General features: G+C 63.9%; 26 protein-coding genes. 21 read left to right on the top strand and 5 right to left on the bottom strand.

The features are described 5' to 3' along the window. The 3 genes from ribA to ACNFH5_RS12420 are packed head-to-tail and all read left to right on the top strand — an operon-like array spanning position 1 to position 1,849. Complete coding sequence (gene ribA, locus ACNFH5_RS12430) at positions 1–630, top strand: GTP cyclohydrolase II (protein ID WP_416746309.1); 630 nt, start codon at positions 1–3, stop codon at positions 628–630. Beyond that, positions 627–1,043: an MFS transporter gene (locus tag ACNFH5_RS12425; protein ID WP_416746307.1), complete on the top strand. Its 417-nt coding sequence runs from the start codon at positions 627–629 to the stop codon at positions 1,041–1,043. The genes ribA and ACNFH5_RS12425 overlap by 4 nt, the downstream gene beginning before the upstream one ends. Then, positions 1,043–1,849: a cobalamin-binding protein gene (locus ACNFH5_RS12420; RefSeq protein WP_416746305.1), complete on the top strand. Its 807-nt coding sequence runs from the start codon at positions 1,043–1,045 to the stop codon at positions 1,847–1,849. Before ACNFH5_RS12425 ends, ACNFH5_RS12420 begins: the two co-directional genes overlap by 1 nt. A 170-nt stretch (positions 1,850–2,019) precedes the next feature. Here ACNFH5_RS12420 and ACNFH5_RS12415 read toward each other — a convergent pair whose 3' ends face one another. Together ACNFH5_RS12415 and ACNFH5_RS12410 are read right to left on the bottom strand one after the other, a co-directional pair. Beyond that, positions 2,020–3,033 carry a zinc-binding alcohol dehydrogenase family protein gene (locus ACNFH5_RS12415; protein WP_416746303.1) on the bottom strand — a complete coding sequence of 338 codons (1,014 nt, stop codon included), beginning with the start codon at positions 3,031–3,033 and terminating at the stop codon, positions 2,020–2,022. 25 nt (positions 3,034–3,058) lie between these two features. Then, complete coding sequence (locus tag ACNFH5_RS12410; protein WP_416746301.1) at positions 3,059–3,346, bottom strand: putative quinol monooxygenase; 288 nt, start codon at positions 3,344–3,346, stop codon at positions 3,059–3,061. Between the two features lie 103 nt (positions 3,347–3,449). Between ACNFH5_RS12410 and ACNFH5_RS12405 the strand changes: the two genes are divergently transcribed. Further along, positions 3,450–4,364 carry a LysR family transcriptional regulator gene (locus tag ACNFH5_RS12405; RefSeq protein ID WP_416746298.1) on the top strand — a complete coding sequence of 305 codons (915 nt, stop codon included), beginning with the start codon at positions 3,450–3,452 and terminating at the stop codon, positions 4,362–4,364. A 7-nt stretch (positions 4,365–4,371) separates the two neighbouring features. Here the strand turns inward: ACNFH5_RS12405 and ACNFH5_RS12400 are convergent, their stop codons facing one another. Then, complete coding sequence (locus ACNFH5_RS12400; RefSeq protein ID WP_416746296.1) at positions 4,372–5,688, bottom strand: bifunctional DedA family/phosphatase PAP2 family protein; 1,317 nt, start codon at positions 5,686–5,688, stop codon at positions 4,372–4,374. Then, on the bottom strand, positions 5,685–6,404 hold the full coding sequence (locus ACNFH5_RS12395) for a DNA-3-methyladenine glycosylase (RefSeq protein ID WP_416746294.1): 720 nt from the start codon (positions 6,402–6,404) through the stop codon (positions 5,685–5,687). The genes ACNFH5_RS12400 and ACNFH5_RS12395 overlap by 4 nt, the downstream gene beginning before the upstream one ends. Positions 6,405–6,467: 63 nt before the next feature. Between ACNFH5_RS12395 and ACNFH5_RS12390 the strand changes: the two genes are divergently transcribed. Further along, complete coding sequence (locus ACNFH5_RS12390; protein WP_416746292.1) at positions 6,468–7,322, top strand: class I SAM-dependent methyltransferase; 855 nt, start codon at positions 6,468–6,470, stop codon at positions 7,320–7,322. Between the two features lie 272 nt (positions 7,323–7,594). Here the strand turns inward: ACNFH5_RS12390 and ACNFH5_RS12385 are convergent, their stop codons facing one another. Next, positions 7,595–8,821 (bottom strand): alpha/beta fold hydrolase, encoded by a 1,227-nt coding sequence (locus tag ACNFH5_RS12385; protein WP_416746291.1) that lies wholly within the window; start codon positions 8,819–8,821, stop codon positions 7,595–7,597. A gap of 434 nt (positions 8,822–9,255) precedes the next feature. Between ACNFH5_RS12385 and ACNFH5_RS12380 the strand changes: the two genes are divergently transcribed. From ACNFH5_RS12380 to ACNFH5_RS12305, 16 genes are all read left to right on the top strand, one after another. Beyond that, on the top strand, positions 9,256–10,278 hold the full coding sequence (locus ACNFH5_RS12380) for a fimbrial protein (RefSeq protein ID WP_416746289.1): 1,023 nt from the start codon (positions 9,256–9,258) through the stop codon (positions 10,276–10,278). Positions 10,279–10,462: 184 nt separating this feature from the next. Next, on the top strand, positions 10,463–11,728 hold the full coding sequence (locus tag ACNFH5_RS12375) for a glutamate-5-semialdehyde dehydrogenase (RefSeq protein WP_416746287.1): 1,266 nt from the start codon (positions 10,463–10,465) through the stop codon (positions 11,726–11,728). Continuing rightward, positions 11,728–12,384: a nicotinate-nucleotide adenylyltransferase gene (gene nadD / locus ACNFH5_RS12370; protein ID WP_416746285.1), complete on the top strand. Its 657-nt coding sequence runs from the start codon at positions 11,728–11,730 to the stop codon at positions 12,382–12,384. The genes ACNFH5_RS12375 and nadD overlap by 1 nt, the downstream gene beginning before the upstream one ends. A 19-nt stretch (positions 12,385–12,403) precedes the next feature. After that, complete coding sequence (rsfS, locus tag ACNFH5_RS12365; RefSeq protein WP_024763994.1) at positions 12,404–12,757, top strand: ribosome silencing factor; 354 nt, start codon at positions 12,404–12,406, stop codon at positions 12,755–12,757. A 7-nt stretch (positions 12,758–12,764) separates the two neighbouring features. Continuing rightward, on the top strand, positions 12,765–13,232 hold the full coding sequence (rlmH, locus tag ACNFH5_RS12360; RefSeq protein ID WP_015475414.1) for a 23S rRNA (pseudouridine(1915)-N(3))-methyltransferase RlmH: 468 nt from the start codon (positions 12,765–12,767) through the stop codon (positions 13,230–13,232). A 15-nt stretch (positions 13,233–13,247) separates the two neighbouring features. Beyond that, positions 13,248–15,137, top strand: coding sequence for a penicillin-binding protein 2 (gene mrdA / locus ACNFH5_RS12355; RefSeq protein WP_416746282.1), 1,890 nt, complete (start codon positions 13,248–13,250; stop codon positions 15,135–15,137). Positions 15,138–15,181: 44 nt separating this feature from the next. Continuing rightward, a complete protein-coding gene (rodA, locus tag ACNFH5_RS12350) occupies positions 15,182–16,285 on the top strand; it encodes a rod shape-determining protein RodA (RefSeq protein ID WP_416746467.1) in 1,104 nt (367 codons plus the stop codon). Between the two features lie 8 nt (positions 16,286–16,293). Continuing rightward, positions 16,294–17,316: a lytic murein transglycosylase B gene (mltB, locus tag ACNFH5_RS12345; protein WP_416746280.1), complete on the top strand. Its 1,023-nt coding sequence runs from the start codon at positions 16,294–16,296 to the stop codon at positions 17,314–17,316. Next, the gene (locus ACNFH5_RS12340) at positions 17,313–18,338 is read left to right on the top strand and encodes a septal ring lytic transglycosylase RlpA family protein (protein ID WP_416746278.1); all 1,026 of its coding nucleotides are present in this window, start codon (positions 17,313–17,315) and stop codon (positions 18,336–18,338) included. The genes mltB and ACNFH5_RS12340 overlap by 4 nt, the downstream gene beginning before the upstream one ends. Before the next feature lie 96 nt (positions 18,339–18,434). Further along, on the top strand, positions 18,435–19,592 hold the full coding sequence (locus ACNFH5_RS12335) for a D-alanyl-D-alanine carboxypeptidase family protein (RefSeq protein ID WP_416746276.1): 1,158 nt from the start codon (positions 18,435–18,437) through the stop codon (positions 19,590–19,592). A 191-nt stretch (positions 19,593–19,783) separates the two neighbouring features. Then, positions 19,784–20,083, top strand: a complete 300-nt coding sequence (locus ACNFH5_RS12330; protein WP_416746274.1) for a DUF493 domain-containing protein — start codon at positions 19,784–19,786, stop codon at positions 20,081–20,083. Continuing rightward, positions 20,083–20,727 carry a lipoyl(octanoyl) transferase LipB gene (gene lipB / locus ACNFH5_RS12325; RefSeq protein WP_325436598.1) on the top strand — a complete coding sequence of 215 codons (645 nt, stop codon included), beginning with the start codon at positions 20,083–20,085 and terminating at the stop codon, positions 20,725–20,727. The genes ACNFH5_RS12330 and lipB overlap by 1 nt, the downstream gene beginning before the upstream one ends. 5 nt (positions 20,728–20,732) lie before the next feature. Then, positions 20,733–21,728, top strand: coding sequence for a lipoyl synthase (gene lipA, locus ACNFH5_RS12320; protein ID WP_416746271.1), 996 nt, complete (start codon positions 20,733–20,735; stop codon positions 21,726–21,728). Positions 21,729–22,093: 365 nt separating this feature from the next. After that, entirely contained in the window at positions 22,094–22,600 is a 507-nt protein-coding gene (locus ACNFH5_RS12315) for a fimbrial protein (protein ID WP_416746269.1), read from the top strand. A 90-nt stretch (positions 22,601–22,690) separates the two neighbouring features. After that, complete coding sequence (locus ACNFH5_RS12310) at positions 22,691–23,440, top strand: molecular chaperone (RefSeq protein ID WP_416746267.1); 750 nt, start codon at positions 22,691–22,693, stop codon at positions 23,438–23,440. 142 nt (positions 23,441–23,582) lie between these two features. After that, positions 23,583–26,255, top strand: coding sequence for a fimbria/pilus outer membrane usher protein (locus ACNFH5_RS12305; RefSeq protein ID WP_416746265.1), 2,673 nt, complete (start codon positions 23,583–23,585; stop codon positions 26,253–26,255).

Here is a 26,255-nt window from a genome sequence, read left to right as displayed (position 1 = left end):
GTGTCTGTCGTTTTCGTCGCCGCCTCCAAGCTGCCCACCCCCTTTGGCGAATTCACCATGCACGGCTTCCTCGATGAGGAAACCGGCAAGGAACACGTCGCCCTGACCATGGGCAAGCTCGATGACGGCCTGCCGGTGCTGGGGCGTCTGCATTCCGAATGCCTTACCGGCGATGCGCTGTTCAGCCTGCGCTGCGACTGCGGTTTCCAGCTCGAGGGCGCACTGTCGGCCATCGCCAAGGAAGGCCGCGGCGTCCTGCTGTACTTGCGTCAGGAAGGCCGTGGCATCGGCCTGCTCAACAAGATCCGCGCCTACGCCCTGCAGGACGAAGGTGCCGATACCGTGGAAGCCAACCTGGCACTTGGCTTTGGCGCTGACCAGCGTGACTATGCCATGTGCCTGCCGATGCTCAAGCACCTGGGCGTCTGCTCGCTGAAGCTGATGACCAACAACCCGCGCAAGGTGAAGGCGCTGGAAGGCTACGGCCTGACCGTCGCCGAGCGCGTGCCGCTGCAGAAGGGCCTGAACCCGCACAACAAGCGTTACCTGCAGACCAAGGCAGGCAAGCTGGGCCACATGCTGGGCAACATGCATCAGGGCGAAGCCGAGGCCGAGGCATCCGCTTCGTGAACCGCGCCGCTGCCCGGCGCCGGTTGAATCTGCTCTGGTGGCTGCTGCTGGCGCTCGCGCTGGCACCACAGCACCTGATGCTGGCGCTGGTGGGTGATGCGCCGTTCTCGGACACGCTGGCCACGCCGGTGTTCGTCGTCGGCCTGCTGTCGATGTTCCTCACCCTGCCGTTGTTCCGTCGCTACAAGCACGCGCTGATCGCTACCGGCAAGGCTCGCGATGGCGCGGACGAGCCTGCGGCCTGGCAGGCACTGGGCGCCGCGCAGCGCCGTGGTGCACTGGTGGGCAGCATTCCGGCCTGGATCGGTGCCCTGGCGGTGCTGGTCGACCTGCATGGTGTGCCGGTCCTGCTGCTGGGCTTCGCCAGCCTGGTCATCCTCTGGCTGTACCGCCTGCCGCGCCAACTGGCCTGATGCGCCGCGTCGTCTGCCTGCTCCTGTTGCTCGCCGGTTTCCCCATTGCGGCAGCGGAGCGGGTGGTCAGCCTGGCCCCTTCGCTCACCGACATGGTCCTCGAACTGGGCGCCGCCGACCGGCTGGCCGGCCTGCTCGATGGCGGGCCGCGTGCTGAATCGCTGAAGAGCTTGCCGTCCGTCGGCCGGTACGGCCAGGTCAATCTCGAACAGATTCTCGCCCTGCAGCCCGACCTGCTGCTGGTCTGGCCTGGCGCCGTGCCTGACGCGCAGTTGCAGCGCCTGAAGTCCGTGGGCATTCCGGTCTACGTGGCCGATCCGCACCGTCTGCAAGATATCTCCCGGCAGTTCCGCGAACTCGGCGAGCGCCTGGGACGGGTGGAGAAGGGGCGTGAACTGGCGGAAGCCTTCGATACGCGCATGGCCCAGTTGCGGGCGCAGTACCACCGTGAGCAGCCGCTCAAGGTGTTCTACCAGGTGTGGGATCGCCCGCTCTATACCGTGGGCGGTCGGCAGATCATCAGCGAGGCGCTGGAAGTCTGTGGTGGTCGCAACCTGTTCGCCGATCTCGATCTGCCGGCGCCGCAGGTCGGCCAGGAGGCGGTGCTGGCGCGTGACCCGCAGGTGATCCTGGCGGCCAGCGAGGACCAGTTGCGCGGTTGGAATGGCATGCAGCAGCTTGCCGCCACGCGGCTCAGGCAGCTCTGGGTGGTGCCGGATCGCAACCTGGAGAAGCCCAGCTTTGCGATGCTCGACGCCACCGAGAAACTCTGCCGGTTGCTCGCTGGAGCAAAGGTCGCCGACTGACCCGCACGGGTTCGCGAGCAAGCTCGCTCCTACAGGTTGCCGGAAGCGCCGGTGCGCTCTTAGTAGGAGCGAGCTTGCTCGCGAACTTCTGTGCCTGGAGGCGAGGAGCAGACTGTAGAGCGGATAACCCCTTGGGCGTTATTCGCCCTACAGCCCATCGGTGCCAGAGGTCAGAAGCCTTCCAGCACGATCTTGCCCTTGGCCGTGTTGCTTTCCAGCAGCGCATGGGCGCGGCGCAGGTTGGCCGCGTCGATCTTGCCGAAGTGCTCGCCCAGGGTGGTCTTCAGCACGCCGCTGTCGATCAGGCCGGCCACGCGTTGCAGCAGCTTGTGCTGCTCGATCATGTCGTCGGTCTGGAACATCGAGCGGGTGTACATGAACTCCCAGTGCAGCGACAGGCTCTTCTGCTTGAGCAGGCGCACGTCGAGGTTTTCCGGGTCGTCGATCAGCGCCAGGCGGCCCTGCGGGCGCAGGCTCGCGACAATTTCGGGCAGATGCTGCTCGGTCTGGTTGAGGCTGGCCACGTGGGTGACTTCGCCGACACCGATACGCTTGAGCTCTTCGCTCAGCGGCTTGCGGTGATCGATCACGTGATGCGCGCCGAGGTTGCGCACCCATTCCTGGGTTTCCGGGCGCGAAGCGGTGCCGATCACGGTCATGCCGGTGAGCTGGCGCGCCAGCTGGGTAAGGATCGAGCCAACGCCGCCGGCCGCGCCGACGATCAGCAGGCTCTGGCCCTTGCTGGCGCTGCCCTCGGCCACCTGCAGGCGATCGAACAGCAACTCCCAGGCGGTGATGGTGGTCAGCGGCAGCGCGGCGGCGTGGGCGAAGTCCAGGCTCTGCGGCATCGGACCGACGATACGCTCGTCTACCAATTGCAGTTCGGCGTTACTGCCGGGGCGGGTCAGGTCGCCGGCATACCAGACCTTGTCGCCCGGCTTGAACAGGCTGACCTCGCTGCCCACCGCGCGAACCACGCCGCTGGCATCCCAGCCGAGCACCTTGTGCTGGCCTGGGGCGGGCTGGGCGCGCTGGCGGACCTTGGTGTCCACCGGGTTGACGGAGATGGCTCGCACTTCCACCAGCAGGTCGCGCGGGCCGGGCGTGGGCTCGGGCAGCTGGATGTCGAGCAGGGAATTGGCGTCGCTGCTGGGCAGGCTCTGGGTGTAGCCGATGGCTTTCATGGGAATTCCTATGCGCTCTGAGCGGTCAGTCGATGCGGTTCATCAGGCGGATATCGAGTTCCGCCAGATCGGGTTCGGCGGCCTTGACGAAGGCCTGGAAGTGCGGGCTCGCCTCGTGCTCGGCCAGGGCTTCCGCGTCGCGCCATTGCTCGATCATGTAGATCAGCTCGGCGTCCTTGATGTCGCGGTGCAGGTCGTACTGCAGGCAGCCGGCTTCGGCACGGGACGGTTCGAGCATGCCGTGCAGGCGCTCCTGCAGGCTGTCGGCGCGGCCGGGTTTGGCGCGAATGATGGCGATCAGGGTCAGGCTCATCCGGGTGTCTCCAGTTGGGCGGGGAAGGTGAGGGCATGCTGCTCTCTTTCGTCAGCGAGAAAAACCGCGTAAGTAGAGAGTCTCTTTCAAAGGATTTTTGAAAATGCTGCGTTTCGACGACCTGCAGATATTCGTCCGCACCGCCGAGCGCGGCAGTCTCTCCGCCGCGGCCCGTGAGCTGGAGCTGTCGCCGGCCGTGGCCAGTGCCGCGCTCAAGCGCCTGGAAAGCGAGCTGGATGTGCGCCTGTTCGCCCGCTCCACCCGCAGCCTGCGCCTGACCGCCGAGGGCGAGTTGTACCTGGCCCACGCCCGCGCGGCGTTGCAGAGCCTGGACGACGGCCGCCAGCTGCTGGCCGGTGGCAAGAGTGAGATCGCCGGAAATTTCCAGGTGTCGGCACCCTCGGATTTCGGCCGTAACGTGTTACTGCCCTGGCTCGATGAGTTCCAGGCCTTGCACCCGCGGATGAACCTGCGCCTGCTGATCAGCGATCGCCAGGCCGATCTCTACCGGCAGCCAGTGGAGGTGGCCTTCCGCCTGGGCTTGCCGGGTGACTCGAATCTGGTGGCGCTGCCGTTGGCCCCGGATAACCGGCGGGTGCTCTGCGCTGCACCGGAGTATTTCTCCCGCCACGGCAAGCCGACGCATCCGGACGAGCTGCAACGGCACAACTGCCTGCTGTACATGCTGGGTGGGCGCGCCCATGAGCGCTGGCGCTTCAGCGACAGCCGCAAGCAGCATGAGGTGACGGTGCGCGGCGACCGGCTCTGCGATGACGCCGATGTGGTGCGACGCTGGGCCGTGGCAGGGCAGGGGCTGGTGTACAAGTCCTGGCTGGACGTAGCGGCGGACGTGCGCGCCGGCCGGCTGGAAGTGGCGCTGGCGGACTATCTGGGCGAAGCCACGCCGATGAATCTGTTCTGTACCCACCGCGCCCAGCTGAGCCGGGCGGTGACCCAGTTGCGGGAATTCGTCCAGTTGCGCTGCGCCGAACTGATGCGCGAGCGCCCCTGGGCCTGAGGTCGGGTCAGAGCGGTGCGTAGCGGTGGATTGCCGCCGAGAGCCCCCAGGCGCTGGCCACTGCCAGCAGCACCAGGGCGGTCGGCAGCAAGCTCCACCAGATGCGGGGCGCCAGTGCTGGCAATTCGATGCGGCGCTGGCTTATCCACAGGCTGGCGGCGCAGACCGCGGCGCCAAGCAGGGCGCCGGCGATGATGTCGCTGGGCCAGTGGGCGCCCAGGTAAACGCGGGACATTGCGATGCTGGCGGCGGGGATCACCGCCAGCAGCATCCAGGTCAGGCGTACGCGCGGCGATTTCTCCCGGCTGGCCAGCACGCCCAGTACCAGGAAGAACGCGAAGGACGCCGAACTGTGCCCGCTGGGCATGCTGAAGGCCGATAGCGGGTCGGCGATCACTTCCGGTCGGGCGCGGCCGAAGACATGTTTGAGCGTGGTATTGAGCAGCGCGGTGCCCACCATGGTGCCGGCGGCGAAGAAAGCGTGGCGCCACAGCCGCAGGGCGGCCAGCAGTACTGCCAGCAGCGCGCCGGCGATGAACTGGGTGCGGAAGTCGCCCACACGGGTGACGGCGACCATCACGTGGTCCAGCCAGGCGTGGCGGTGCTCCTGCACCAGCGCCATCAGGCCCTTGTCCAGGGCGTCCAGATGCGGCCAGCCGATCAGCAGGGCGAACAGCAGGGCGAAGCAACCGACGGCGCCTATCAGCGGTGCGTTGCGCTCCTTGCGCAGCTCGGCGTGGATCACCAGGGCGAATACCACCGCGATGCACGCGGCAACCACCCCGGCTTCCGGCCAGAAGCCTTCGGGCAGCGGCAGGCGCATGGCCGCGCCGGTTGCCCAGCCGGGCACCAGGTAAGCGATGGACCAGCCGGCGGCAGCGATGATGGAGACGATGACGAAGCGGCCGAAGGGCATGTCCAGCATGCCGGCAACCATCGGCAGGAAAGGCCGCAGCGCGCCGATGAAGCGACCCACCAGCAGGCTCGCCACGCCATAGCGGTGGAAGAAGCCTTCCGCGCTGGCAATCCATTCCGGATGGTGGCGCAGCACCGGCAGGCGGCGGATGTCCTGATGGAAGTGGCGACCGATCCAGTAGGACGACAAGTCACCGAGCAGGCCGCCGAAGAACGCCAATGCCAGGGTTTCCCCCAGCCCCAGCGCGCCGCTGCCGGCCAGTACGGCAATGGCGAAGAGCATCACCACGCCGGGCAGGATGATGCCGATGATGGCCGCGCATTCGAGGAAGGCGACCAGGAACAGAACAAGGGCGAGCCATTGCGGATGGGTGGCCATCCAGGTGTTGAAGGCGGCGAGGTCGATCATCGGAAGGTGGCGTCCTGGGTTCCGAGCAGGTGGTAGTCATGGCCTTCGACCTGTCCGCGGCGCAGTGGGTTGCGCGTGCAGAAGGGAGCGAAGGCGGCATCGACGAAACGGTACTGCAGGTGCTCGTCGCGGCCGTGGGGAATGCCCAGGCGCGCGGCCTGGATAACTTGCGAGGGTGTCTCGTCGAGATCGTCGACGAACAGGCGCAGCGGGTCGAAGCGCTGGGCGTCCCAGTCCGGGACCTTCAGGCCCATCGAACGGCAGAGCAGGGTCTGGCCGGAACACAGTTTTCCCAGCGCTCGCTCACTGCCGTCGGCGGCGGGGTTGAGCTGGCGCATGCAGGCCAGGGAGGCGTCACCGGAGATGCGGTCCATCCAGGGGTGGCCGGACTTGATCAGCACCGCATTGCCCGCGCCGCCGGCGCTGAAATTCAGCGAATCGCCGCCGCGGGCGTAATACATGTAGATGTGCCCGCCATCGAGAAACAGCGCCTTGCGCTTTTCGGTGTAGCCCAGCGAGGCGTGGCTGCCTTTCTCGGCCAGGTAATAGGCCTCGGTCTCGATGATCCGCGCGGACAGCCACAGATCACCGACCCGGTGGCGGATCACCTTGCCCAGCAGCTCGCGGGCGACGGTCAGGGCGTCGCGGTTGAAGAAGGCGTCCGGCAGGGGATTGGCCCCGGGCCAGGGCAAACTTAGGTTGGGTTCGGCGGGCATTGGATTGTCGCGGTTCTCGGGCCGGTCTTAGGCTGGGGAATCATAACAACAAGATTCTTAAGCATGGCTGAACGGATCCGGGCCGACAGCGCCCACATCACCCCCAGCGCGCACTACACCGGTTACGTCTGGTATCGCCACCAACTGGCCGACCCGGCCTTTGCCACCGCGTTCGGCCGCTGGGTGCACGGCTGTGTGGCGCCGATCAACTGGGGCGCGCGGATCGGTTTCGGGCTGAATATCGAAGACTTCCTGTTACAACGTCACCTGCTGATCGATGCCCGCCTGACCCAGGCCATCGAGTCGCGCGGGGTCAGCCAGGTGGTGGAGATCGCCTGCGGGCTCTCGCCTCGCGGGCGGCGCTTTCGCGAGCGCTATCCGCACTTGACCTACCTGGAAGCCGACCTGCCGCCCATGGCTGCGCGCAAGTCCGCGTTGCTGCAGGAGCAGGGCTGGCTGGATGGCAAGCACCGCGTGCGGGCTGTGGACATCCTCGCCGAGCAGGGCGAGCAGTGCCTCGCCGCGCTGCTGTCCGAACTGGACCCGGACCGCCCTGTGGCGGTGATCACCGAAGGGCTGGTGAATTATTTCCAGCGGCCGGTGATCGAGGGGTTCTGGCGTCGCCTGTCCTCGGCGCTGCGGGTGTTCCCCGAGGCGACCTACCTGACCGAGCTGTATCCCGACCTGCGCGAGCACCCGCGCTACCGGCAGATCCGCTGGGGCGTCGGGCTGATCGGCCGGCTGACGCGGGGCGGTTATCCGCTGCATTACCGCAGTGCGACGGAGATCGAGGAGGCGTTCATCGGTTGCGGGTTCGGCCGGGTGGGCGTGCTCGATCCGCAGGTGGATGGCGTGGGGCTGGGACTGCCGAAGGGGCGGATGCCGAGTCTGGTGCGGGTGATCGAGGCGCGGGTGTAGCGCCTGAGCTGGGCGGTTCGCGAGCAAGCTCGCTCCTACAGCCTCCCGAATGCGCTGCAGCTGCTCTTTGTAGGAGCGAGCTTGCTCGCGAACACTATCAATGCGGGGCGCTTGTGCCCGCGCTTCCCTCTCCCCCCAGCCCTCTCCCAGGGGGAGAGGGAGTCATTCCGTGCAGGCCTGCGCATCTGACGTTTCGCATGATGCCGTTCCAGTCTCCTCTCCCTTCAGGGAGAGGGAAGAGCCCAGCCTCCGAAATCGCTACATTCAAACCATCAAGCCGCACACGCCCCCTGCTGCATCGGCACTACCATCGCTGCCAGCGCGGCGCTGGCCTGTGGGTCGCCGTGGGCGAAGATGAATGCCAGGCCGTCGCCGCTGTAGCGCAGCGGCAGGATATCCAGCTCCGGCAGTCCGGCGGCGGTCAGCTTCCAGCCGCGCGCGGGGCGATCCATCGGCAACTCGACGCGGATCAATCCGCCGAAATACCCCAGCTCCGCCAATTCGCAACGCCACTCGCCGCCTTCGCCATTGCATAGCACGGCGCGAGTGTCGGCCGGCGCCAGGCGCGGCTCGAAGCGGCGCTCCAGATGCAGCAGTTGCTGGCGCTGGAAGCGAGTGCTGCCAGCCGCGCTGCGCGGCAGCGGTTCGCCACGCAGGAAGGGGTTGTACAGCCGCGCACAGGCGTCGCGGCGCTCGAACTGGGCCAGGTGGTCGGCATTGTGGATCAGCGCGAATTCGGCGTCCGCGCAGGCATGGGCGAACTCGGCGTGTTCCCAGGGCTGGGTGAAGTGGTCGTACTCGCCAGCCAGCACCAGGGTTGGGCATTGTGGGTGGCGGTCGAAGCCGCCGAAGGCCAGCAGGCGCTGGCTGTTCTGCCGATAGCGTTCGATCTCCGCCGGGGTCAGGCGCTGCAATTGGCGTAGCAGGGCTTTGCGGAATACCGGGGAGACACCGGTGTCGGCCAGCCGCAGCGGGTTGATCAGGCCGGTCAGCACGCCGTGGGCGAAGGGCGTCTGCTCGCCCAGTTCCAGGCGCGCCAAGGCTTCCACCAATAGCGCGCGGGCGCCGGGACGGCCAAAGGCGGTGATACCGGCCAGCAGCAGACGGCCGCAGCGCGCCGGGTGACGAGCGGCGAACAGCGCGGCCAGCGCCGAGCCGTAGGACAGCCCGATCGGCATCAGCGGTGGCAACTGCAGCGTTTCGGCGAAGGCGGCGATCAGGTCAGCCAGGTCCTCCAGGCTCAGCTGCGGCGCCAGTTGCAGGTTGCCGCCCTGGCTGGGCAGGTCGAGCAGGATCACCGGGTGCCCGGCGAGCAGCTCCGAGACCTCGCTGGCAAAGGAGCGGAAGCTCTGGAATGCGCCACCCAACAGCAGGACTGGCGGGCGAGTGTCATCTTCCCGGGAGGAGAAGGCCTGGTAGTGCAGTTGCCAACCGTCCAGTTCCAGCACCGCCGGGGCGGCGGTCAGGGACTGGGCGCTGTAATCGGTGCGATAGCGCATGGCAGTTCTCCGGCGGTGGGCCGCCTCTTGTTGTTCTTCCCTGGCCTGATTCCCTGGCATGCGAGCACGGCGGGGGCAATTAGCCATGCTTGCAAAGTAACCAGCCGATACGAATTTGGTTACCCAACCTTCGGGCGGTGGAGAGGCGCGCCGGGTGTACGCAGCGGTTCCAGCCAAGCCAGCAAAGGAGTCGGGGAAATGGCCTTGTCGCTGGGGGCTTTCTTGCTCAGGGGGAGACGGTAATGCAAATAAACAAGTTCGCTGTATTTGGCTGTCTCCGGAGATTTGGGAGAAATCTTACAGAGACTGAGGGGGGATCTGGCTTGCGTGTTTGTTTTTCGTAAGTAAATTAATTAAACATTTTTATTCGATCTTTTCCTGTGAGAGTGCTGAGCGCTCTATTTCTCGCCTGGCTCAGGTTGCTGGAGTTATCTATGGGTAAAAAAATGTGTTGCTCTTGCCTGGCGGGAAAAGTTCTGGTTGCGATTTTTTCTATGATTGTACTGGGCCTTTCCTGCACCGCTCAGGCCGCAAGTTGTACCTCGATGCCATCCATGCCTTATCTGCAGGCCGCTAATAATATTGCCGTTCCATTCGGATTGGCGGATGGGAGTACTGTCCCAGGTACAGTGCGGATGTTTACATTTAGTGGGCTTTGCCAGAATCCGGATGGTAATAAAAGTATATATGCCGGAGCTCCTATAGTGTCCTGCTACTACGGGTCTGGCACGGAAGTTCTCCCTGGAGTTTATTCAACAGGGGTGGCTGGTCTTGGTATTCGATTGCGTAATTCCAGCGGCCAGCCCATGCAAAATGCTGCGGGAATCCAATGTGATACGCGCAATGCATTGCTGGGGACCCTGAATAGCGATCTGTCTTATTCTGTTACGGTTTCAATCGAGTTTGTCAAAATAGGTCAGATAACGGGTGGGGCCTTAAGTGAGACACAAACTCGCTTTGGTTTCGGGGTGTACCAGTCGGCAGTAGGTTTGGGCGGTTCTAGTAATTATATCGGATTTGTCGGCGATGTTTCTGTTCGTTCAATTACATGTACTACGGTTTCTCCCCTGACTATCGATCTGGGAGTTGTGCAGGCCTCCACTTTGGTAGGGGTGGGGACGGTAGGAAAGCCAGTGCCTTTTACCATCAAGCTGAACTGTGACAGTCCGGCTGTGGTTGGCGTGACTTTTGATGGGGTTGGTGTTCCTGTTAGTTCCGCCGCGCAGGGGGTTGTTGGCGTTCAGTCAGGAGTCGATGCTGCACAGGGGATTGGCGTTCAACTTGTTAGTCAAGGTGCCAATACACCGGTTCCGCTACAGGTCAGAAATGCGCTTGGCAGCATTCAGGCGAATACAACACAGAACTATGACTATGCTCTTAGATATTACAGTCTTGCCGCCAGGCCCGCTCCTGGAACGGTAAATGGTGCGATGGTATACACTTTCGATTATCAATGACGCTTAATATTTGCTGAAGTTTTGTCGGGACGATGGGACTTGCCCGACGGCTCCGCCTGGAGCACTGGAATCGGAGACGGTTAGGTGCTCTGGCTTATGCTGTGCCGGCTGGCTGCTGCGTCTGGTCGTTAAGGGTATGCTCCAGCTATACTCGATCATTTCCCTCACGCAGACGCGTTAGATCATGACCGAGTCCGTTCTCGACTATATGAGCCGCCTGGGCCGCGCCGCCCGTGAAGCGTCGCGCGTTGTCGCGCGCGCCACGACCGCGCAGAAGAACAAAGCCCTGCTGGCCGCAGCCGATGCCCTGGACGCCGCCCGCGCCCAGCTGACCGAAGCCAACGAACAGGATCTGGCCAATGGCCGTGCCAACGGTCTGGAGCCAGCCATGCTCGACCGCCTGGCCCTGACCCCGGCGCGCATCGACGACATGATCGAAGGCCTGCGCCAGGTCGCCACGCTGCCGGACCCGATCGGCGAGATCCGCGACATGCGCTACGTGCCGTCCGGCATCCAGTTGGGCAAGATGCGTGTGCCGCTGGGCGTGGTGGGGATCATCTACGAATCCCGTCCGAACGTGACCATTGACGCCGCCAGCCTGTGCCTGAAGTCGGGCAACGCCACCATCCTGCGTGGTGGGTCCGAGGCGATCCACTCCAACCAGGCGATTGCCGCGTGCATCCAGAAGGGCCTGGCCGACGCCGGCCTGCCCGCCAGCGTCGTGCAGGTCGTGGAAACCACCGACCGTGCCGCTGTCGGCGCGCTGATCACCATGCGCGAGTACGTGGACGTCATCGTCCCGCGCGGCGGCAAGGGCCTGATCGAGCGTATCAGCCGCGACGCCAAGGTGCCGGTGATCAAGCACCTGGACGGTATCTGCCATGTCTACATCGACGTCGCCGCCGATCTGGACAAGGCGATCCGTGTCGCCGACAACGCCAAGACCCAGCGCTACGCACCGTGCAACACCATGGAGACGCTGCTGGTGCACGCCGGCATCGCCGAGCGCGTGTTGCCGCCGCTGGCTGCCATCTACCGTGACAAGGGCGTGGAACTGCGTGGCGACGCCGCCACCCGTGCGCTGCTGGGCGCCGACGTGCTCGAAGCCACCGAGGAAGACTGGCGCACCGAGTACAACGCGCCGATCCTGTCGATCCGCATCGTCGATGGCCTCGACTCGGCCATCGAGCACATCAATACCTACGGCTCGCAGCACACCGACGCCATCATCACCGAGAACTTCACCGATGCCCGCCGCTTCCTCACCGAAGTGGACTCGGCCTCGGTCATGGTCAACGCCTCGACTCGCTTCGCCGATGGTTTCGAGTACGGCCTGGGCGCTGAGATCGGCATTTCCACCGACAAGCTGCACGCCCGCGGCCCGGTCGGCCTGGAAGGCCTGACCAGCGAGAAATACGTGGTGTTCGGTGACGGACACGTGCGGACCTGATGAACAAGGCGCTTTCCCGGCGGGTCGGTCTGTTCGGTGGCACCTTCGACCCGGTGCACATCGGTCACCTGCGCAGCGCGCTGGAGATGGCCGAACAGTTCGAGTTCGACGAGTTGCGCCTGATCCCCAATTTCCGTCCGCCGCACCGCGACACCCCCCAGGTGAAACCGGAGCAGCGGCTGGCGATGGTCGAGCTGGCAGTAGCCGGCGTCGACCCGCTGGTGGTCGACGACCGCGAGCTGAAACGTGACAAACCCTCCTACACCATCGACACCCTGGAGTCGCTGCGTGGGGAGCTGGATGAGCAGGACCAGTTGTTCCTGCTGGTCGGCTGGGACGCATTCTGCGGCCTGCCGACCTGGCATCGCTGGGAAGAGTTGCTGGAGCACTGTCATATCGTCGTGCTGCAGCGCCCGGATGCCGACAGCGAGCCGCCGGAAGACCTGCGCGACCTGCTGGCGGCGCGCAGTGTTGCCGACCCGAAGGCAATGACCGGCCCCGCCGGGCAGATCACCTTCGTCTGGCAGACGCCGCTTGCAGTTTCCGCCACCCAGATCCGCCAACTCCTGTCGCAGGGGCGCTCGGTGCGCTACCTGGTGCCGGATGCGGTATTGAACTATATCGAGGCGCACGGCCTGTACCAGGCGCCCCACTGATCAAGCTAGAGAGTCATACATGCAAACCGAACAACTGGTCGAACTGACCATCGCCGCCCTGGAAGATCTCAAGGCGCAGGACATCACCGTCATCGACGTGCGCGAGAAAACCAGCATCACCGACGTCATGGTCATCGCCACCGGCGCCTCCAGCCGTCAGGTCAAGTCGCTGGCCGACAACGTGCTGGAAAAGGTCAAGGAACAGGGCGTGCGCCCGATCGGCAGCGAAGGCCAGGAAGGCGGCGAGTGGGTCCTGATCGACCTCGCCAACGTCGTGGTCCACGTCATGCAGCCGGCCACCCGCCAGTTCTACGACCTGGAGCGTCTGTGGCAGGGCGCCGAGCAGAGCCGCGCGTCCCACAGCGCCGAGTAAGCCTGTCGTGCGTCTGCGTCTGATCGCGGTCGGCTCGCGCATGCCGCGCTGGGTGGAAGAGGGCTGGGCGGAGTACGTCAAGCGCCTGCCCTCGGAGCTGTCCCTGGAACTGGTGGAAATCCCGCTGAACACGCGCGGCAAGAATGCCGACGTGGCGCGGCTGATCCGCCAGGAAGGCGAGGCCATGCTGAGCAAGGTCCAGCCCGGGGAACGCATCGTCACCCTGGAAGTCGAAGGCAAGCCCTGGAGCACCCCCCAGTTGGCGCAGGAACTCGACCGCTGGCGTCTGGACGCGCGCACCGTCAACCTCATGGTCGGCGGGCCGGAAGGCCTGGCGCCGGAGGTCTGCGCGCGCAGTGAGCAGCGCTGGTCGCTGTCGCCGCTGACCCTGCCGCACCCGCTGGTGCGGATCCTGGTCGGCGAGCAGATCTACCGCGCCTGGACGGTTCTGTCCGGGCACCCCTACCACAAGTAGTCGTAGCCGTTTTCGATGCCGCAGCCGATACAGCTCAAGGACCACGAGAAGGACGCCCGACTGGTCCGCGCCCGCGTCATCGTTGGCGGCGTGGCGATCTTCCTGCTCGCCCTGGTGCTGGTGGCGCGCATGTATCACCTGCAGGTGACGCAGTACGACTACCACTCGACGCTGTCGGAGAACAACCGCGTCCACGTGCAGCCGATTCCGCCCAATCGCGGGCTGATCTTCGACCGCAACGGGGTGATCATCGCCGACAACCGTCCCAGCTTCAGCCTGACCATCACCCGCGAGCGCACCGAGAACCTGCAGGACACGCTCAAGACCCTGGTGGACATCCTCGGCCTCACCGAGGAAGACAAGGCCATCTTCGAGAAGCGCATGAAGCAGGGGCGCCGGCCGTTCGAGCCGGTACCGATCATGTTCGAGCTGTCCGAGGAGCAGATTGCCCGTATCGCGGTGAACCAGTACCGCCTGAACGGCGTCGACGTGGCCGCGCAGTTCGTCCGCCATTACCCGTTGGGTGAGCACTTTGCCCACTCGGTCGGCTATGTCGGGCGGATCAACGAGGCGGAGCTGAAGAAGCTCGATCCGGTGGCCTATTCCGGCACCCACCACATCGGCAAGACCGGCGTGGAGAAATTCTACGAGGATGCGCTGCACGGCACGGTGGGTTACGAGGAAGTCGAGACCAACGCCCGTGGCCGCGTGTTGCGCGTGCTCAAGCGCACCGAACCGGTGTCTGGGCGCGATATCGTACTGAGCATCGACAGCAAGTTGCAGGCTGCCGCCGAGGCCGCGCTGGCTGGCCGGCGCGGCGCCATCGTGGCGATCCAGCCGTCTACTGGCGAAGTGCTGGCGATGGTCAGCCAGCCAGCCTACGACCCCAACCTGTTCGTCACCGGCATCAGCTTCAAGGATTACGCAGCGCTGCGCGATTCCGAAGACCGCCCGCTGTACAACCGCGTACTGCGCGGCCTGTACCCGCCGGGCTCGACGGTGAAACCCGCAGTGGCTATCGCCGGCCTCGATGCTGGCGTGGTGACTCCGACGAGTCGCGTGTTCGACCCCGGCTACTACCAATTGCCGAACTACGACCACAAGTACCGCAACTGGAACCGCATGGGCGACGGCTGGGTAACCCTGGAAACCGCGATCATGCGTTCCAACGACACCTACTTCTACGATCTTGCCCACAAGCTGGGTATCGATCGCCTGCACGATTACATGAGCAAGTTCGGCTTCGGCCAGCGCGTCGCCCTGGACATGTATGGTGAAGCCGACGGCCTGATGCCGTCGCGCCAGTGGAAGCGCGCCCTGCGCCGGCAGGCCTGGTTCCCCGGCGAAACCCTGATTCTCGGCATCGGCCAGGGCTATATGCAGTCCACGCCGCTGCAACTGGCGCAGATGACCGCGCTGCTGGCCAACAAGGGCAAGTGGATTCGCCCGCACCTGGCCAAGACCATCGACGGTAAGCCTCCGGTGGACGAGGACCCGATGCCGGATATCCAGCTCAAGGACCCGAACAACTGGAACCTGGTTGACTACGGCATGCAGCAGGTGGTCCACGGTGCCCGCGGGACCGCCCACAAGGTCGGCGCCACGTCGGTCTACCGCATCGCCGGCAAGTCGGGTACTGCGCAGGTGGTAGCGATCAAGCAGGGCGAGAAGTACAACCGTTCCAAGCTGCTCGAGCGTCACCGCGACCACGCCCTGTTCGTTGGCTTCGCTCCTGCGGACAACCCGCAGATCGCCGTGGCGGTAATGGTGGAGAACGGCGAGTCCGGCTCCGGCGTCGCCGCGCCGGTGCTCAAGGCGGTGACCGACGCCTGGCTGCTCGATGAGACCGGCAAGCTCAAACCCGAATACGCACCGCAGGCCACGGCGGAGGCGCCCAAACCATGACCATGAACAGTAATTTCGACCGCACGCTGTCCAGCGAAGATGTCATGAAGCGGCGCTCCAGCCTGCTGCAGCGCCTGCATATCGACGGCCTGCTGCTTCTGCTGCTGGTAACCCTCGGCTCGGTCGGCCTGTTCGTCCTGTATTCCGCCAGCGGCAAGAGCTGGGATCTGCTGATCAAGCAGGCGTCGTCGTTCGGCCTGGGCCTGGGGGCGATGTTCGTACTGGCGCAGATCGAGCCGCGTTTCCTCGCCCGCTGGGTGCCGCTGGGCTACCTGATCGGCGTGGCCTTGCTGGTGGTCGTGGACGTGATGGGCCACAACGCCATGGGCGCTACCCGCTGGATCAACATTCCCGGCGTGATCCGCTTCCAGCCGGCGGAATTCATGAAGCTGCTGATGCCCATGACCATCGCCTGGTACCTGTCCAAGCGCGCCCTGCCGCCTGGCTTCAAGCACAGCGTGGTGGGGCTTGCGCTGATCGTGGTGCCGTTCGTACTGATCCTCAAGCAGCCGGACCTGGGCACCGCCATGCTGGTGCTGGCGTCCGGCTCCTTCGTGCTGTTCGTCGGTGGCCTGCGCTGGCGCTGGATCATCATGGCGGTATCGGCCGCAGTGCCGGTCGCGGTGGGCATGTGGTACTTCGTCATGCACGACTACCAGAAGCAGCGCGTGCTGACCTTCCTCGACCCGGAGAGCGATCCGCTGGGTACCGGCTGGAACATCATCCAGTCAAAAGCGGCCATCGGTTCGGGCGGTGTGTTCGGCAAGGGCTGGCTGCTGGGGACGCAGTCCCATCTGGATTTTTTGCCCGAAAGCCACACGGACTTTATCATTGCTGTGCTCGGCGAAGAGTTCGGACTGGTCGGGGTGTGCCTCCTGCTGGTGCTGTACCTGCTGGTGATCTACCGGGGGCTGGTGATCACGGCGCAGGCGCAGACGCTGTTCGGCAAGTTGCTCGCCGGCAGTATCACCATGACCTTCTTCGTGTATGTCTTCGTCAACATTGGTATGGTCAGCGGATTGTTGCCAGTGGTGGGGGTACCGCTGCCCTTCATTAGTTATGGCGGAACTTCGCTGGTGACCCTGATGTCAGGGTTCGGCGTTTTGATGTCGATTCACACCCACCGGAAGTGGATCGCCCAGGTTTGATGACAAGAGTGAAGAAAGGAATGCAAGTACTGCGCGCCTGGGCTGCCAGGGGGGTGCATTGGGTCGGAATCGCGGGGGCGATCGGCATGTCCGGCGCAGCCCACGCGGGCGACTACGATGGTTCACCCCAGGTCGCCGAGTTCGTCAGCGAGATGACCCGTGACTACGGCTTCGCCGGCGAGCAGCTCATGGGCGTCTTCCACGACGTGGAGCGCAAGCAGTCCATCCTCGACGCCATCTCCCGCCCGGCCGAGCGAGTGAAGACCTGGAAGGAATACCGCCCGATCTTCGTCACCGACGCGCGCATCAACCGCGGCGTGGACTTCTGGAACCAGAATGCCGAGGCACTGGCCCGCGCCGAGCAGGAATACGGCGTGCCGGCCCAGTACATCGTCGCCATCATCGGCGTCGAAACCTTCTTCGGCCGTAACACCGGCAACTTCAGGGTGATGGACGCGCTGTCCACCCTGGGCTTCGATTACCCGCCGCGTGCCGAATTCTTCCGCAAGGAGCTCAAGCAGTTCCTGCTGCTGGCCCGCGAACAGCAGGTCGACCCGCTCACCCTGAACGGCTCCTACGCCGGCGCCATGGGCCTGCCACAGTTCATGCCGAGCAGCTTCCGCGCCTATGCCGTGGACTTCGACGGCGACGGCCACATCAATATCTGGAGCGACCCCACCGATGCCATCGGCAGCGTCGCCAACTACTTCAAGCAGCACGGCTGGCATACCGGCGAGCCGGTGGTGTCGCAGGCGGAAATCGGCACCTCCACCGCCGAAGACGCGCTCACCCAGGGCCTGGAACCGCAGATGAACCTCGGTCAGCTACGCTCCCAGGGCTGGCGAACCCATGACGTGATCCGCGACGACCTGATGGTGACCGCCATGCGCCTGGAAGGCGCGCAGGGCACCGAATACTGGGTCGGCCTGCCGAACTTCTACGTGATCACCCGTTACAACCGCAGCGCCATGTACGCCATGGCGGTCCATCAGCTGGCCGGCGAGATCGCCAAGGCACGAGGTGTCCATTGAGCAAGCGAATCGCAAGTCCCGGCCTCTGGTCGCTGGCCGCCTGCGTTGGCCTGAGCACCGTGTTCCTCGCCAGTTGCACTGGTAACCGCGCGCCGCAACCGCAGCCGCAGGTGAGCAGCGGTATTTCCGGCCCCTACGACTACAACCGTCCGCACCGCGACGGGGCGCCCTGGTGGGATGTCGATGTCTCGCGCATCCCCGATGCCGTGCCGATGCCGCACAACGGGCCGTTCAAGAACAACCCCTACACCGTGCTGGGCAAGACCTACTACCCGCTCAACAACGCGAACACCTACAACGTGGTCGGCACGGCCTCCTGGTACGGCACCAAGTTCCATGGCCAGGCCACCGCCAACGGCGAGCAATACGACCTGTACGGCATGACCGCCGCGCACAAGACCCTGCCGCTGCCCAGCTACGTCCGCGTGACCAACCTGGACAACGGCAAGAGCGTCATCGTCCGCGTCAACGACCGCGGCCCGTTCTATTCCGACCGGGTGATCGACCTGTCCTTCGCCGCCGCCAAGAAGCTTGGCTATGCCGAGACCGGCACCGCCCACGTCAAAGTCGAAGGCATCGACCCTGACCGCTGGTGGGCCTCCCAGGGCAAGCAGCCGCCGATGATCATGGCCCTGCCGAAGATGGCCTCGCAACCTGCCTCCGCGCAGCCGCAAGCGGTCGCCATGGCGCAGCCCATCGAAACCTATACCCCGCCACCGGCGCAGCACGCCGCGCCTGTGGCGCCGGTCCAGATCGACTCAAAAAAAAACGCTTCATTACCAGCCGATGGCCTGTATCTCCAGGTGGGTGCCTTCGCCAACCCGGACGCTGCGGAGCTTCTCAAGGAGAAGGTCGGCGGCCTGACGGGGGCGAAATCCTTTATCAGCTCGGTCGTGGTCAACCAGCAGACCTTGTACCGGGTGCGCCTGGGGCCGATCGGAACGCAGGATGAAGCAAGCAGGATGCAGGACAGCATCCGCGTGGCCAACCTTGGCCAACCCAAGCTCGTGCGCCTGGACTGAGATTCCACCGCACGTGCGATAGCGGCACGTTAGAGGCCGCCTCACGAGTTCCCCCGCGGGGGATTGTTTGACCATTAGTGAACCCCAGAGAGACGGATGAACATCTTCAACTTCGCCAAACGCCTGTCCTTGCTCGTGCTGTTCAGCGCCCCCGTGGCCAGCTGGGCAGCAGAAGTCGTTCCCGCCGCCCCGCAGCTCGCGGCCAAGGCCTGGGTGCTGATGGACGGCGCCAGCGGCAACATCCTGGTCGAGAACGCCGGTGACGAGCGCCTGCCGCCCGCCAGCCTGACCAAGCTGATGACCGCCTACATCGCCACCAAGGAAATCGAAGGCGGCCGCATCGCCGAATCCGACCTGGTCACCGTCAGCGAACACGCCTGGCGTACCGGCGGCTCGCGCATGTTCATCAAGGTCGGCTCCCAGGTCTCGGTGAGCGACCTGCTGCACGGCATCATCATCCAGTCCGGCAACGACGCCTCGGTCGCCTTGGCCGAGCACATCGCCGGCAGCGAAGACGCCTTCGCCGACATGATGAACACCACCGCGCAGAAGCTGGGCATGACCAACTCCCACTTCATGGATGCCACTGGCCTGCCCAACCCGGACCACTACTCGTCCGCCAAGGACATGGCCGTCCTGGCCCGCGCCATCATCTACGGCGAGCCGACCCACTACGCCATCTACGCCCAGAAAGAGTTCTTCTGGAACAACATCAAGCAGCCCAACCGCAACCTGCTGCTGTGGCGCGACAAGACCGTCGACGGCTTGAAGACCGGCCACACCGACGAAGCCGGCTACTGCCTGGTGGCCTCCGCCGTGCGCGACGGTCAGCGCATGATCGCCGTCGTGTTCGGCACCAACAGCGAACAGGCTCGCGCTGCCGAGACCCAGAAGCTGCTGACCTATGGCTTCCGCTTCTTCGAATCGCAGACCTTCTACAAGAAGGGCGCCGAGCTGACCAAGGCCATGGTCTGGAAAGGCTCCGATCACGAAGTCAAAGCCGGCCTGTCCGAAGACCTGACCATGACCGTGCCGCGCGGTCAGCTCAAGCAGCTGCAGGCCAACATGGTCGTCGAGCCCAACCTGGTGGCGCCGATCCAGCAGGGCCAGGTCATCGGCAAGGTCGAGGTCAAGCTGGGTGACAAAGTTGTCCGCACCTCCGACCTGGTGGCCCTGAATGCCGTGGAAGAGGGTGGTTTCTTCCGTCGCATCTGGGACAGCCTGCGCATGTTCTTCTACGGTCTGTTCAACTGACCGCTCGTCCCGGCCTTGCACTTTTGTATACAAGGCCGGGATTGACCCGCCCGCGCAGTCGCAAACTCGGGTAAAATGCCCGCCTGCGACTGCCCGGTCCCCCCTGTGGTCCGGCAGCCGTCGTCCGATCCACCCGGAGCGCCCCCATCCAGGACGCTCATGCGGAGGCGGGCCACCCGCCCGCGATTGCCATGACTGATACCCCTGATACCGTCGATACGACTGAGCAACCCGCGCCGAAGATCGAGTTCCCCTGCGAACGCTATCCGATCAAGGTTATCGGCGACGCCGGCGAAGGCTTCCCCGATCTGGTCATCGAAGTCATCCAGCGCCACGCGCCGGATCTCGACATCACTACCCTGGTCACCCGTGACAGCCGCAACGGCCGCTTCCTGTCCGTGCAGGTGCTGATCACCGCCACTGGCGTCGACCAACTGCAGAACATCCATAAAGACCTGCGCGCCACCGGCCGCGTCCACATGGTGCTCTGATGGGCGAAACGCTGGGCTTTCGTGAGCTGGGTATCCTTCCTTACGAGCCGACCTGGCACGCCATGCAGCGCTTCACCGCCGAGCGCGAAGCCGTCACGCCCGATGAAGTCTGGCTGCTCGAGCACGAGCGGGTATTCACCCAGGGCCAGGCGGGCAAGGCCGAGCACGTGCTGTTCCCCGGCGACATCCCGGTGGTCCAGGTAGATCGCGGCGGCCAGGTGACCTACCACGGCCCCGGCCAGTTGGTGGCCTACCTGATGCTCGACGTGCGCCGCTCCGGTATCGGCGTGCGTGACCTCGTCTCGCGCATCGAGCAGAGCCTCATCGGTCTGCTGGACAGCTACGGCGTCACCGCTGTGTCCAAACCCGACGCTCCGGGCGTCTATGTGGACGGCGCGAAGATCGCATCCCTCGGCCTGCGCATCCGCAATGGCCGCTCCTTCCATGGCCTGGCCCTCAACGTGGACATGGACCTGGAACCCTTTCGACGCATCAATCCCTGCGGATACGCAGGCATGGCCATGACCCAGCTGAGTCAGCTGGCCGGCCCCATCGCATTGGCCGATGTGCGCGAGCGCCTACGTGGCGAACTCGTCGAACGCCTTGGCTACGCGGCACAGAAGACCCTAACGGGCGGGATCTAACCTAGATGAGCACTGTTGTGGAGAATTCCGGCCAGGCCGCCCCGGCCACCAAGCCGGGCAAGGTGGAAGTCGGCGTCAAGCTGCGCGGCGCAGAAAAGGTCGCGCGCATTCCGGTGAAGATCATCCCCACCGACGAACTGCCGAAGAAGCCCGACTGGATTCGCGTGCGCATCCCCGTTTCCCCCGAGGTCGACCGCATCAAGCAGCTGCTGCGCAAGCACAAGCTGCACAGCGTCTGTGAGGAGGCCTCCTGCCCGAACCTGGGCGAATGCTTCTCTGGCGGCACCGCGACCTTCATGATCATGGGCGACATCTGCACCCGTCGCTGCCCGTTCTGCGACGTTGGCCACGGCCGTCCTAAGCCGCTGGATGTCGATGAGCCGACCAACCTCGCCATCGCCATCGCCGACCTGCGCCTGAAGTACGTGGTGATCACCTCGGTAGACCGCGACGATCTGCGTGACGGCGGTGCCCAGCACTTCGCCGACTGCCTGCGCGAAATCCGCAAGCTGTCCCCCGGCGTGCAGCTGGAAACCCTGGTCCCGGACTACCGCGGCCGTATGGACATCGCCCTGGAAATCACCGCCAACGAGCCGCCGGACGTGTTCAACCACAACCTGGAAACCGTCCCGCGCCTGTACAAGTCGTCTCGTCCGGGTTCCGACTTCGAGTGGTCGCTCGACCTGCTGCAGAAGTTCAAGCAGATGGTGCCGCACGTGCCGACCAAGTCCGGCCTGATGCTCGGCCTGGGCGAGACCGACGAGGAAGTCATCGAAGTCATGCATCGCATGCGCGAGCACGACATCGACATGCTGACCCTCGGCCAGTACCTGCAGCCTTCGCGCAACCACCTGCCGGTGCAGCGCTTCGTCCACCCGGACACCTTCGCCTGGTTTGCCGAGGAAGGCGCCAAGATGGGCTTCAAGAACGTCGCTTCCGGCCCGCTGGTGCGATCTTCCTACCACGCTGACCAGCAGGCACACGGCCACAAGATCGGCTGATCGCCCCCTCGCTCCACATGAGGCCGCCTCCCGCCAGGGAGGCGGCCTTTTTTGTTTCTCCAGTGTTGCACCTCTGCGGCTTGCAGCCTCCCCGGGACGCTGCACGGCATCTGCTGCACGGGCCAGTCCGGCAATGGTTACGAAAATGCCGCGAAAGGCCTGGGAAAGGCCTCGATGGATTTCGAACAAGAAGTTTCTGACGGCCGCGAGAGACGCCCCCGACAGCGCCCGCGTTTGTCAGTCCGGAGAATGGCCAGCGTCGTTCTCCCACGCTGGGGGGCGACATGTGCCACGGGGGAACAACGATGTGGCTCGATCCCTGGAAGGTGTTCCCCACCCTCCCAGAACACTGCTGAGAAATTCAAATGAAAAAGCTGCTCGTAGCTGCCCTGGTCTCCGCTGCCTCCATCAGCGCATACGCTGCTGACGTCAAAGTCACCTTCGACGGTGAAGTGGTTGACCAGACCTGCAAGATCAACGGTTCCGACCCGATGGTCGACGTCGCTGTCAGCCTGCCGAAGGTTGGTGCGACTTCCTTCAGCGCCAACTCCCGCGTCTCCGGTGCGAAGAAGTTCGACCTCTCCCTGACCGACTGCACCGCCGCGCCGACCCTGCGTTGGGAGCCGCTGCCGAACGTTGACCTGACCTCCGGCAACCTGAAGAACCTGGTCGCTGGCGGCTCCAACGTCCAGGTCCAGGTCCTGAACCAGAACCAGCAGGTGATCGACCTGAACAACGACGCTGGCTACGCCGTGACTCTGGACGCTTCCAACAGCGCCACCGTGAGCTACTACGGCCAGTACTACGCCAACGTGCTGCCGGCCACTTCGGGCCTGGTCAACACCTACGGCTACATCACCCTGACCTACTAAGGTCGTGCGGCCATTGCGCCGCATCGGGTGGCTGCAATACCCGTCGGGAGCGCTTTGCTCCCGACGTTCCTTCTCTAAGGTTGGTGTGTGATGGTCAAGCTCTCTTCCAAATCTCTGTGGTTCGCCGGCTGCATGAGTGCAGCTGTCCTGTGGTCCAGCATGGCCAGTGCCGGCATCGTCATCACCGGATCCCGCGTCGTTTATCCCGCCAAGGACAGAGAAGTGACGGTCAAGATGACCAACAACGCGGAAGAGCCTTCGCTGGTTCAGGCCTGGGTCGACAGGGGCGATTCCAAACTGACGCCCGACAAGGCCGATGGCCCATTCCTGATCACTCCTCCCATTACCCGAGTGGAGCCAAAAAAGGGCCAGGCATTGCGTCTGGTTTACACCGGTGACGAGGCAGCCTCCAAGAAACAGGAGTCTGTGTTCTGGCTGAACGTACTCGACGTGCCGCCCATGCCCAAGAACAAGGAAGCCAACTTCCTCCAGGTGGCAGTGCGTTCGCGCCTCAAGATTTTCTACCGCCCTGATGATTTGCCGGGCTCTCCCGCCGAGTCTGCTCAAGGGCTGAAGTGGTCGGTTGTGCAGAGCGGCGCCGGTTACGGTGTGAAGGCTACGAACAGTGGTGCCTTCCACGTCTCGCTCTCCACCATCACCGTCCAGACCAATGGCAAGGCTTATCAGGTCAAGCCGGAAGACGTGAAGATGGTCGCCCCTGGAGCCAGCGAAGTATTTCCGCTCCACGACCTGAGCGCAGCCCCTGGCCCTGGAACCCAGGTCGACTACCAGTGGGTAAACGACTGGGGCTCTCCACAAAAGCTTGAAGCCAAGCTCTGAGCATTTGATTTCGCCAGCCCACGGTAAGCGCCGGGGGCTGGTGCCGTAAGAGAACCAAATACGTTTCCACCCGGCACACCCGCTCTAGTCAGGGTGTGGATCAGCTCGTCCGCAAGAAGACGGATCAACAGAGAAAACGATTATGGACATCATGCAAGGCACCTTCACCCAGCAACGCACCCCGTTGGCGTCCGCCGTCGCCATGGGTTCGACTTGGCTTCCCGTCGTCATGGGATGCTGCCTGCTGTACGGGGTCTTGCTTACGTTCGGCGCGCCATCCGTCCTGGCGGATGACGAGCCATCGGGAAAGAGAAATTCCAATTCGCTGGAGGTCGCTGAGTTCAACCCCAGCTTCTTCGATCACGGCGGCAGCGTGCCGAGCGTGGATGTGTCGCGTTTCGAAAACGGAACCCCCATCGAGCCGGGCGTGTATCGCCTCGACGTATACGTCAATCAGTCGTGGGTTGGCCGAATGCCCATCAGGGCGGTATCGGAGGGCAGTGGCAAGAGTGCTGTGTCCACCTACTGCATCAAAAGCTCCCAATTCGCGGAGCTGGGTGTCGATGTCAGCAAGCTGCCGCCGGAAAAGCAGAAGCTGATTACCGGTGACTGCGTGGATTTCAACGCGGTAGTGCCCTCTGGCAGGCTGGATATCGACCTCTCCGAGCTATCCGCCAGCATCTCCGTGCCGCAACTGTACCTGGGCCGGCAGGTGCATGGTTATGTCGACCCGTCGGAGTGGGACAGCGGCGTGACTGCCGGCTTCCTCATGTATGACACCAATGTCTACAAGAGTGATAGCCACGGCACTGACTCCACGAACTATTACGCGGGCATCAACGCTGGCGCGAACCTGGGCGAATGGCGGTTGCGTTACAACGGCAGCTACAGCCGCAATGAGACGGACAACAGCAAGTCCACCAGTAACTACAACTCCATCAGCACCTACGCACAGCGCGATGTTACCAGCCTGAAGTCGCAATTCACCGCCGGCCAGTACTACACCGACAGTGCGGTGTTCGATTCCGTGCCGTATACCGGCGTGCAACTGGCCAGTGACGACCGCATGCTGCCCGATTCGCAGCGGGGCTTCGCGCCCAATATCCGCGGGGTGGCGGACACCAACGCGCGGGTGCGGGTGAAGCAGGGCGACAATGTCATTTACGAAACTAGCGTCGCACCCGGTCCGTTCGAGATCAACGACCTCTACAACACGGGTTACTCGGGTGACCTGACAGTGGAGATCACCGAAGCGGATGGCCGGGTGAAGTCGTTCCTGGTCCCGTTCGCCTCGATCAACCAACTGGTGCGTCCGGGCATTTCCCGTTACAGCGTGACGGCAGGCAAGTACCGGGACGACAACCTCGATCGTGAACCCAACTTCGCCCAAGGCACCTACCAGTACGGCATCAATAACTACCTGACTGCCTATACGGGCGGCATTATCGCTGAGGATTACGCGGCCGCGCAGGGCGGCTTGGCGTTGAGCACATCGGTAGGTGCCCTGGCGGCCGACGTGACCCAGTCCAAGGCCAAAGATCTGAACGATAGCCAGTACGGTCTGAAAAAGGACATGAGCGGCCAGAGCTACCGCGTGACCTACAGCAAGCTGCTCGAGCCGACGAATACCAACTTCACCATCGCGGCCTATCGATTCAACAGCGAGAACTACCTGAGCTTCCAGGATTTTGCCCAGGCTTGGGGTACCGATCGCGCGAACAACTACAACCTGTATCGCCAGCGCAACCGTTATCAGCTGGGTATCAACCAGCCGCTCACGGATCGCAGTTCCTTGTACTTCAGTGGTTCGAAGCAGAATTACTGGAACAAGGGCAGCAGTGACACCAGCTTCCAGGGCGGCGTCAATACCGGCTTCAATTGGGGGTCGATGTCGCTGTCGGCCTCGCGTACCAGCAACCAAGACGGTGACTACGACAATACCTACATGCTCAGCGTGACCGTTCCCATTGGCTTGGGTAACCGTCATCCGATGTCGTTGACCAGTAACGTCAACTTTACCAACGGCAAGAACAACAGCATCCAGACCAGCCTGAATGGCTCGGCAGGTGACGACAATCAAATTGCCTACGGCGTTTATGGGTCCGGTAACAAGTATGACGGCGATCGTACCTACAACAGTGGCGCCAACCTTTCCTACAGCGCACCGGAAGCCATTTATAACGCCAACTTCAGTACGGGCGACGGATACAAACAGGTAGGCCTGGGCGCTCGCGGGTCGGTTGTCGCACATCCCGGCGGCATCAACTTCTCGCAGAACCAGAGCGAAACCATGGCGGTCGTTGAGGCCAAAGGCGCCGAAGGCGCGTCCATCAGCACCAACGTCGGTGCCAAGGTCGCCAGCAACGGATATGCCGTTGTGGGCGGGCTGACACCCTACCGTCGTAACGACATTGACCTGGATCCGAAGGGGACTTCCAAGGATGTCGAACTTGAAGTCACCTCGCAACAGACCGCACCGCGCTATGGCTCGGTGGTCATGTTGAAGTATTCCACTATCACTGGTGCGCCCGTCCTCATGCAGGTGGTGCGGGACAGTGGAGAGGCCATTCCCATGGGCGCCGAAGTATTGGATGCGAAAGGCAACAATCTGTCCATGGTTGGTCAAGGCGGCAGGATATTCCTGCGGGGCCTGGAGCCGAAGGGCCAGTTGTTCGTCAAGTGGGGGGATGGCTCGGGGCAACGTTGCCAGATCGATTACTCATTGCCAGCTCAGAGCGATGACAAGCTTCCCTTCATGAAGGTGAGTTCGACCTGCCAGGCGATTCTGGATGCACCTAAAGTTGCCGGGCGCTAG

Source organism: Pseudomonas sp. NY15435, from assembly GCF_048068295.1.
In the GTDB taxonomy this organism is placed as follows: domain Bacteria; phylum Pseudomonadota; class Gammaproteobacteria; order Pseudomonadales; family Pseudomonadaceae; genus Pseudomonas.
The sequence above is the reverse complement of the archived record's forward strand: the minus strand, read 5'-3'. Positions and strand labels throughout refer to the sequence as shown.

Coding starts and splice junctions, on each gene's coding strand:
- ACNFH5_RS12385 (WP_416746291.1), bottom strand. CDS start 8,821: ATGCGCTATCGCACCGATTACAGCGCCCAGTCCCTGACCGCCGCCCCG.
- ACNFH5_RS12400 (WP_416746296.1), bottom strand. CDS start 5,688: ATGATCGACCTCGCCGCCTTCAACACCTGGATGGCCACCCATCCGCAA.
- lipA (WP_416746271.1), top strand. CDS start 20,733: ATGAGCACTGTTGTGGAGAATTCCGGCCAGGCCGCCCCGGCCACCAAG.
- ACNFH5_RS12330 (WP_416746274.1), top strand. CDS start 19,784: ATGACTGATACCCCTGATACCGTCGATACGACTGAGCAACCCGCGCCG.
- ACNFH5_RS12420 (WP_416746305.1), top strand. CDS start 1,043: ATGCGCCGCGTCGTCTGCCTGCTCCTGTTGCTCGCCGGTTTCCCCATT.
- mrdA (WP_416746282.1), top strand. CDS start 13,248: ATGCCGCAGCCGATACAGCTCAAGGACCACGAGAAGGACGCCCGACTG.
- ACNFH5_RS12410 (WP_416746301.1), bottom strand. CDS start 3,346: ATGAGCCTGACCCTGATCGCCATCATTCGCGCCAAACCCGGCCGCGCC.
- lipB (WP_325436598.1), top strand. CDS start 20,083: ATGGGCGAAACGCTGGGCTTTCGTGAGCTGGGTATCCTTCCTTACGAG.
- nadD (WP_416746285.1), top strand. CDS start 11,728: ATGAACAAGGCGCTTTCCCGGCGGGTCGGTCTGTTCGGTGGCACCTTC.
- ACNFH5_RS12310 (WP_416746267.1), top strand. CDS start 22,691: ATGGTCAAGCTCTCTTCCAAATCTCTGTGGTTCGCCGGCTGCATGAGT.
- ACNFH5_RS12315 (WP_416746269.1), top strand. CDS start 22,094: ATGAAAAAGCTGCTCGTAGCTGCCCTGGTCTCCGCTGCCTCCATCAGC.
- rsfS (WP_024763994.1), top strand. CDS start 12,404: ATGCAAACCGAACAACTGGTCGAACTGACCATCGCCGCCCTGGAAGAT.
- rodA (WP_416746467.1), top strand. CDS start 15,182: ATGAAGCGGCGCTCCAGCCTGCTGCAGCGCCTGCATATCGACGGCCTG.
- ACNFH5_RS12395 (WP_416746294.1), bottom strand. CDS start 6,404: ATGCCCGCCGAACCCAACCTAAGTTTGCCCTGGCCCGGGGCCAATCCC.
- ACNFH5_RS12390 (WP_416746292.1), top strand. CDS start 6,468: ATGGCTGAACGGATCCGGGCCGACAGCGCCCACATCACCCCCAGCGCG.
- ACNFH5_RS12415 (WP_416746303.1), bottom strand. CDS start 3,033: ATGAAAGCCATCGGCTACACCCAGAGCCTGCCCAGCAGCGACGCCAAT.
- ACNFH5_RS12380 (WP_416746289.1), top strand. CDS start 9,256: ATGGGTAAAAAAATGTGTTGCTCTTGCCTGGCGGGAAAAGTTCTGGTT.
- ACNFH5_RS12405 (WP_416746298.1), top strand. CDS start 3,450: ATGCTGCGTTTCGACGACCTGCAGATATTCGTCCGCACCGCCGAGCGC.
- ACNFH5_RS12375 (WP_416746287.1), top strand. CDS start 10,463: ATGACCGAGTCCGTTCTCGACTATATGAGCCGCCTGGGCCGCGCCGCC.
- ACNFH5_RS12305 (WP_416746265.1), top strand. CDS start 23,583: ATGGACATCATGCAAGGCACCTTCACCCAGCAACGCACCCCGTTGGCG.
- ACNFH5_RS12335 (WP_416746276.1), top strand. CDS start 18,435: ATGAACATCTTCAACTTCGCCAAACGCCTGTCCTTGCTCGTGCTGTTC.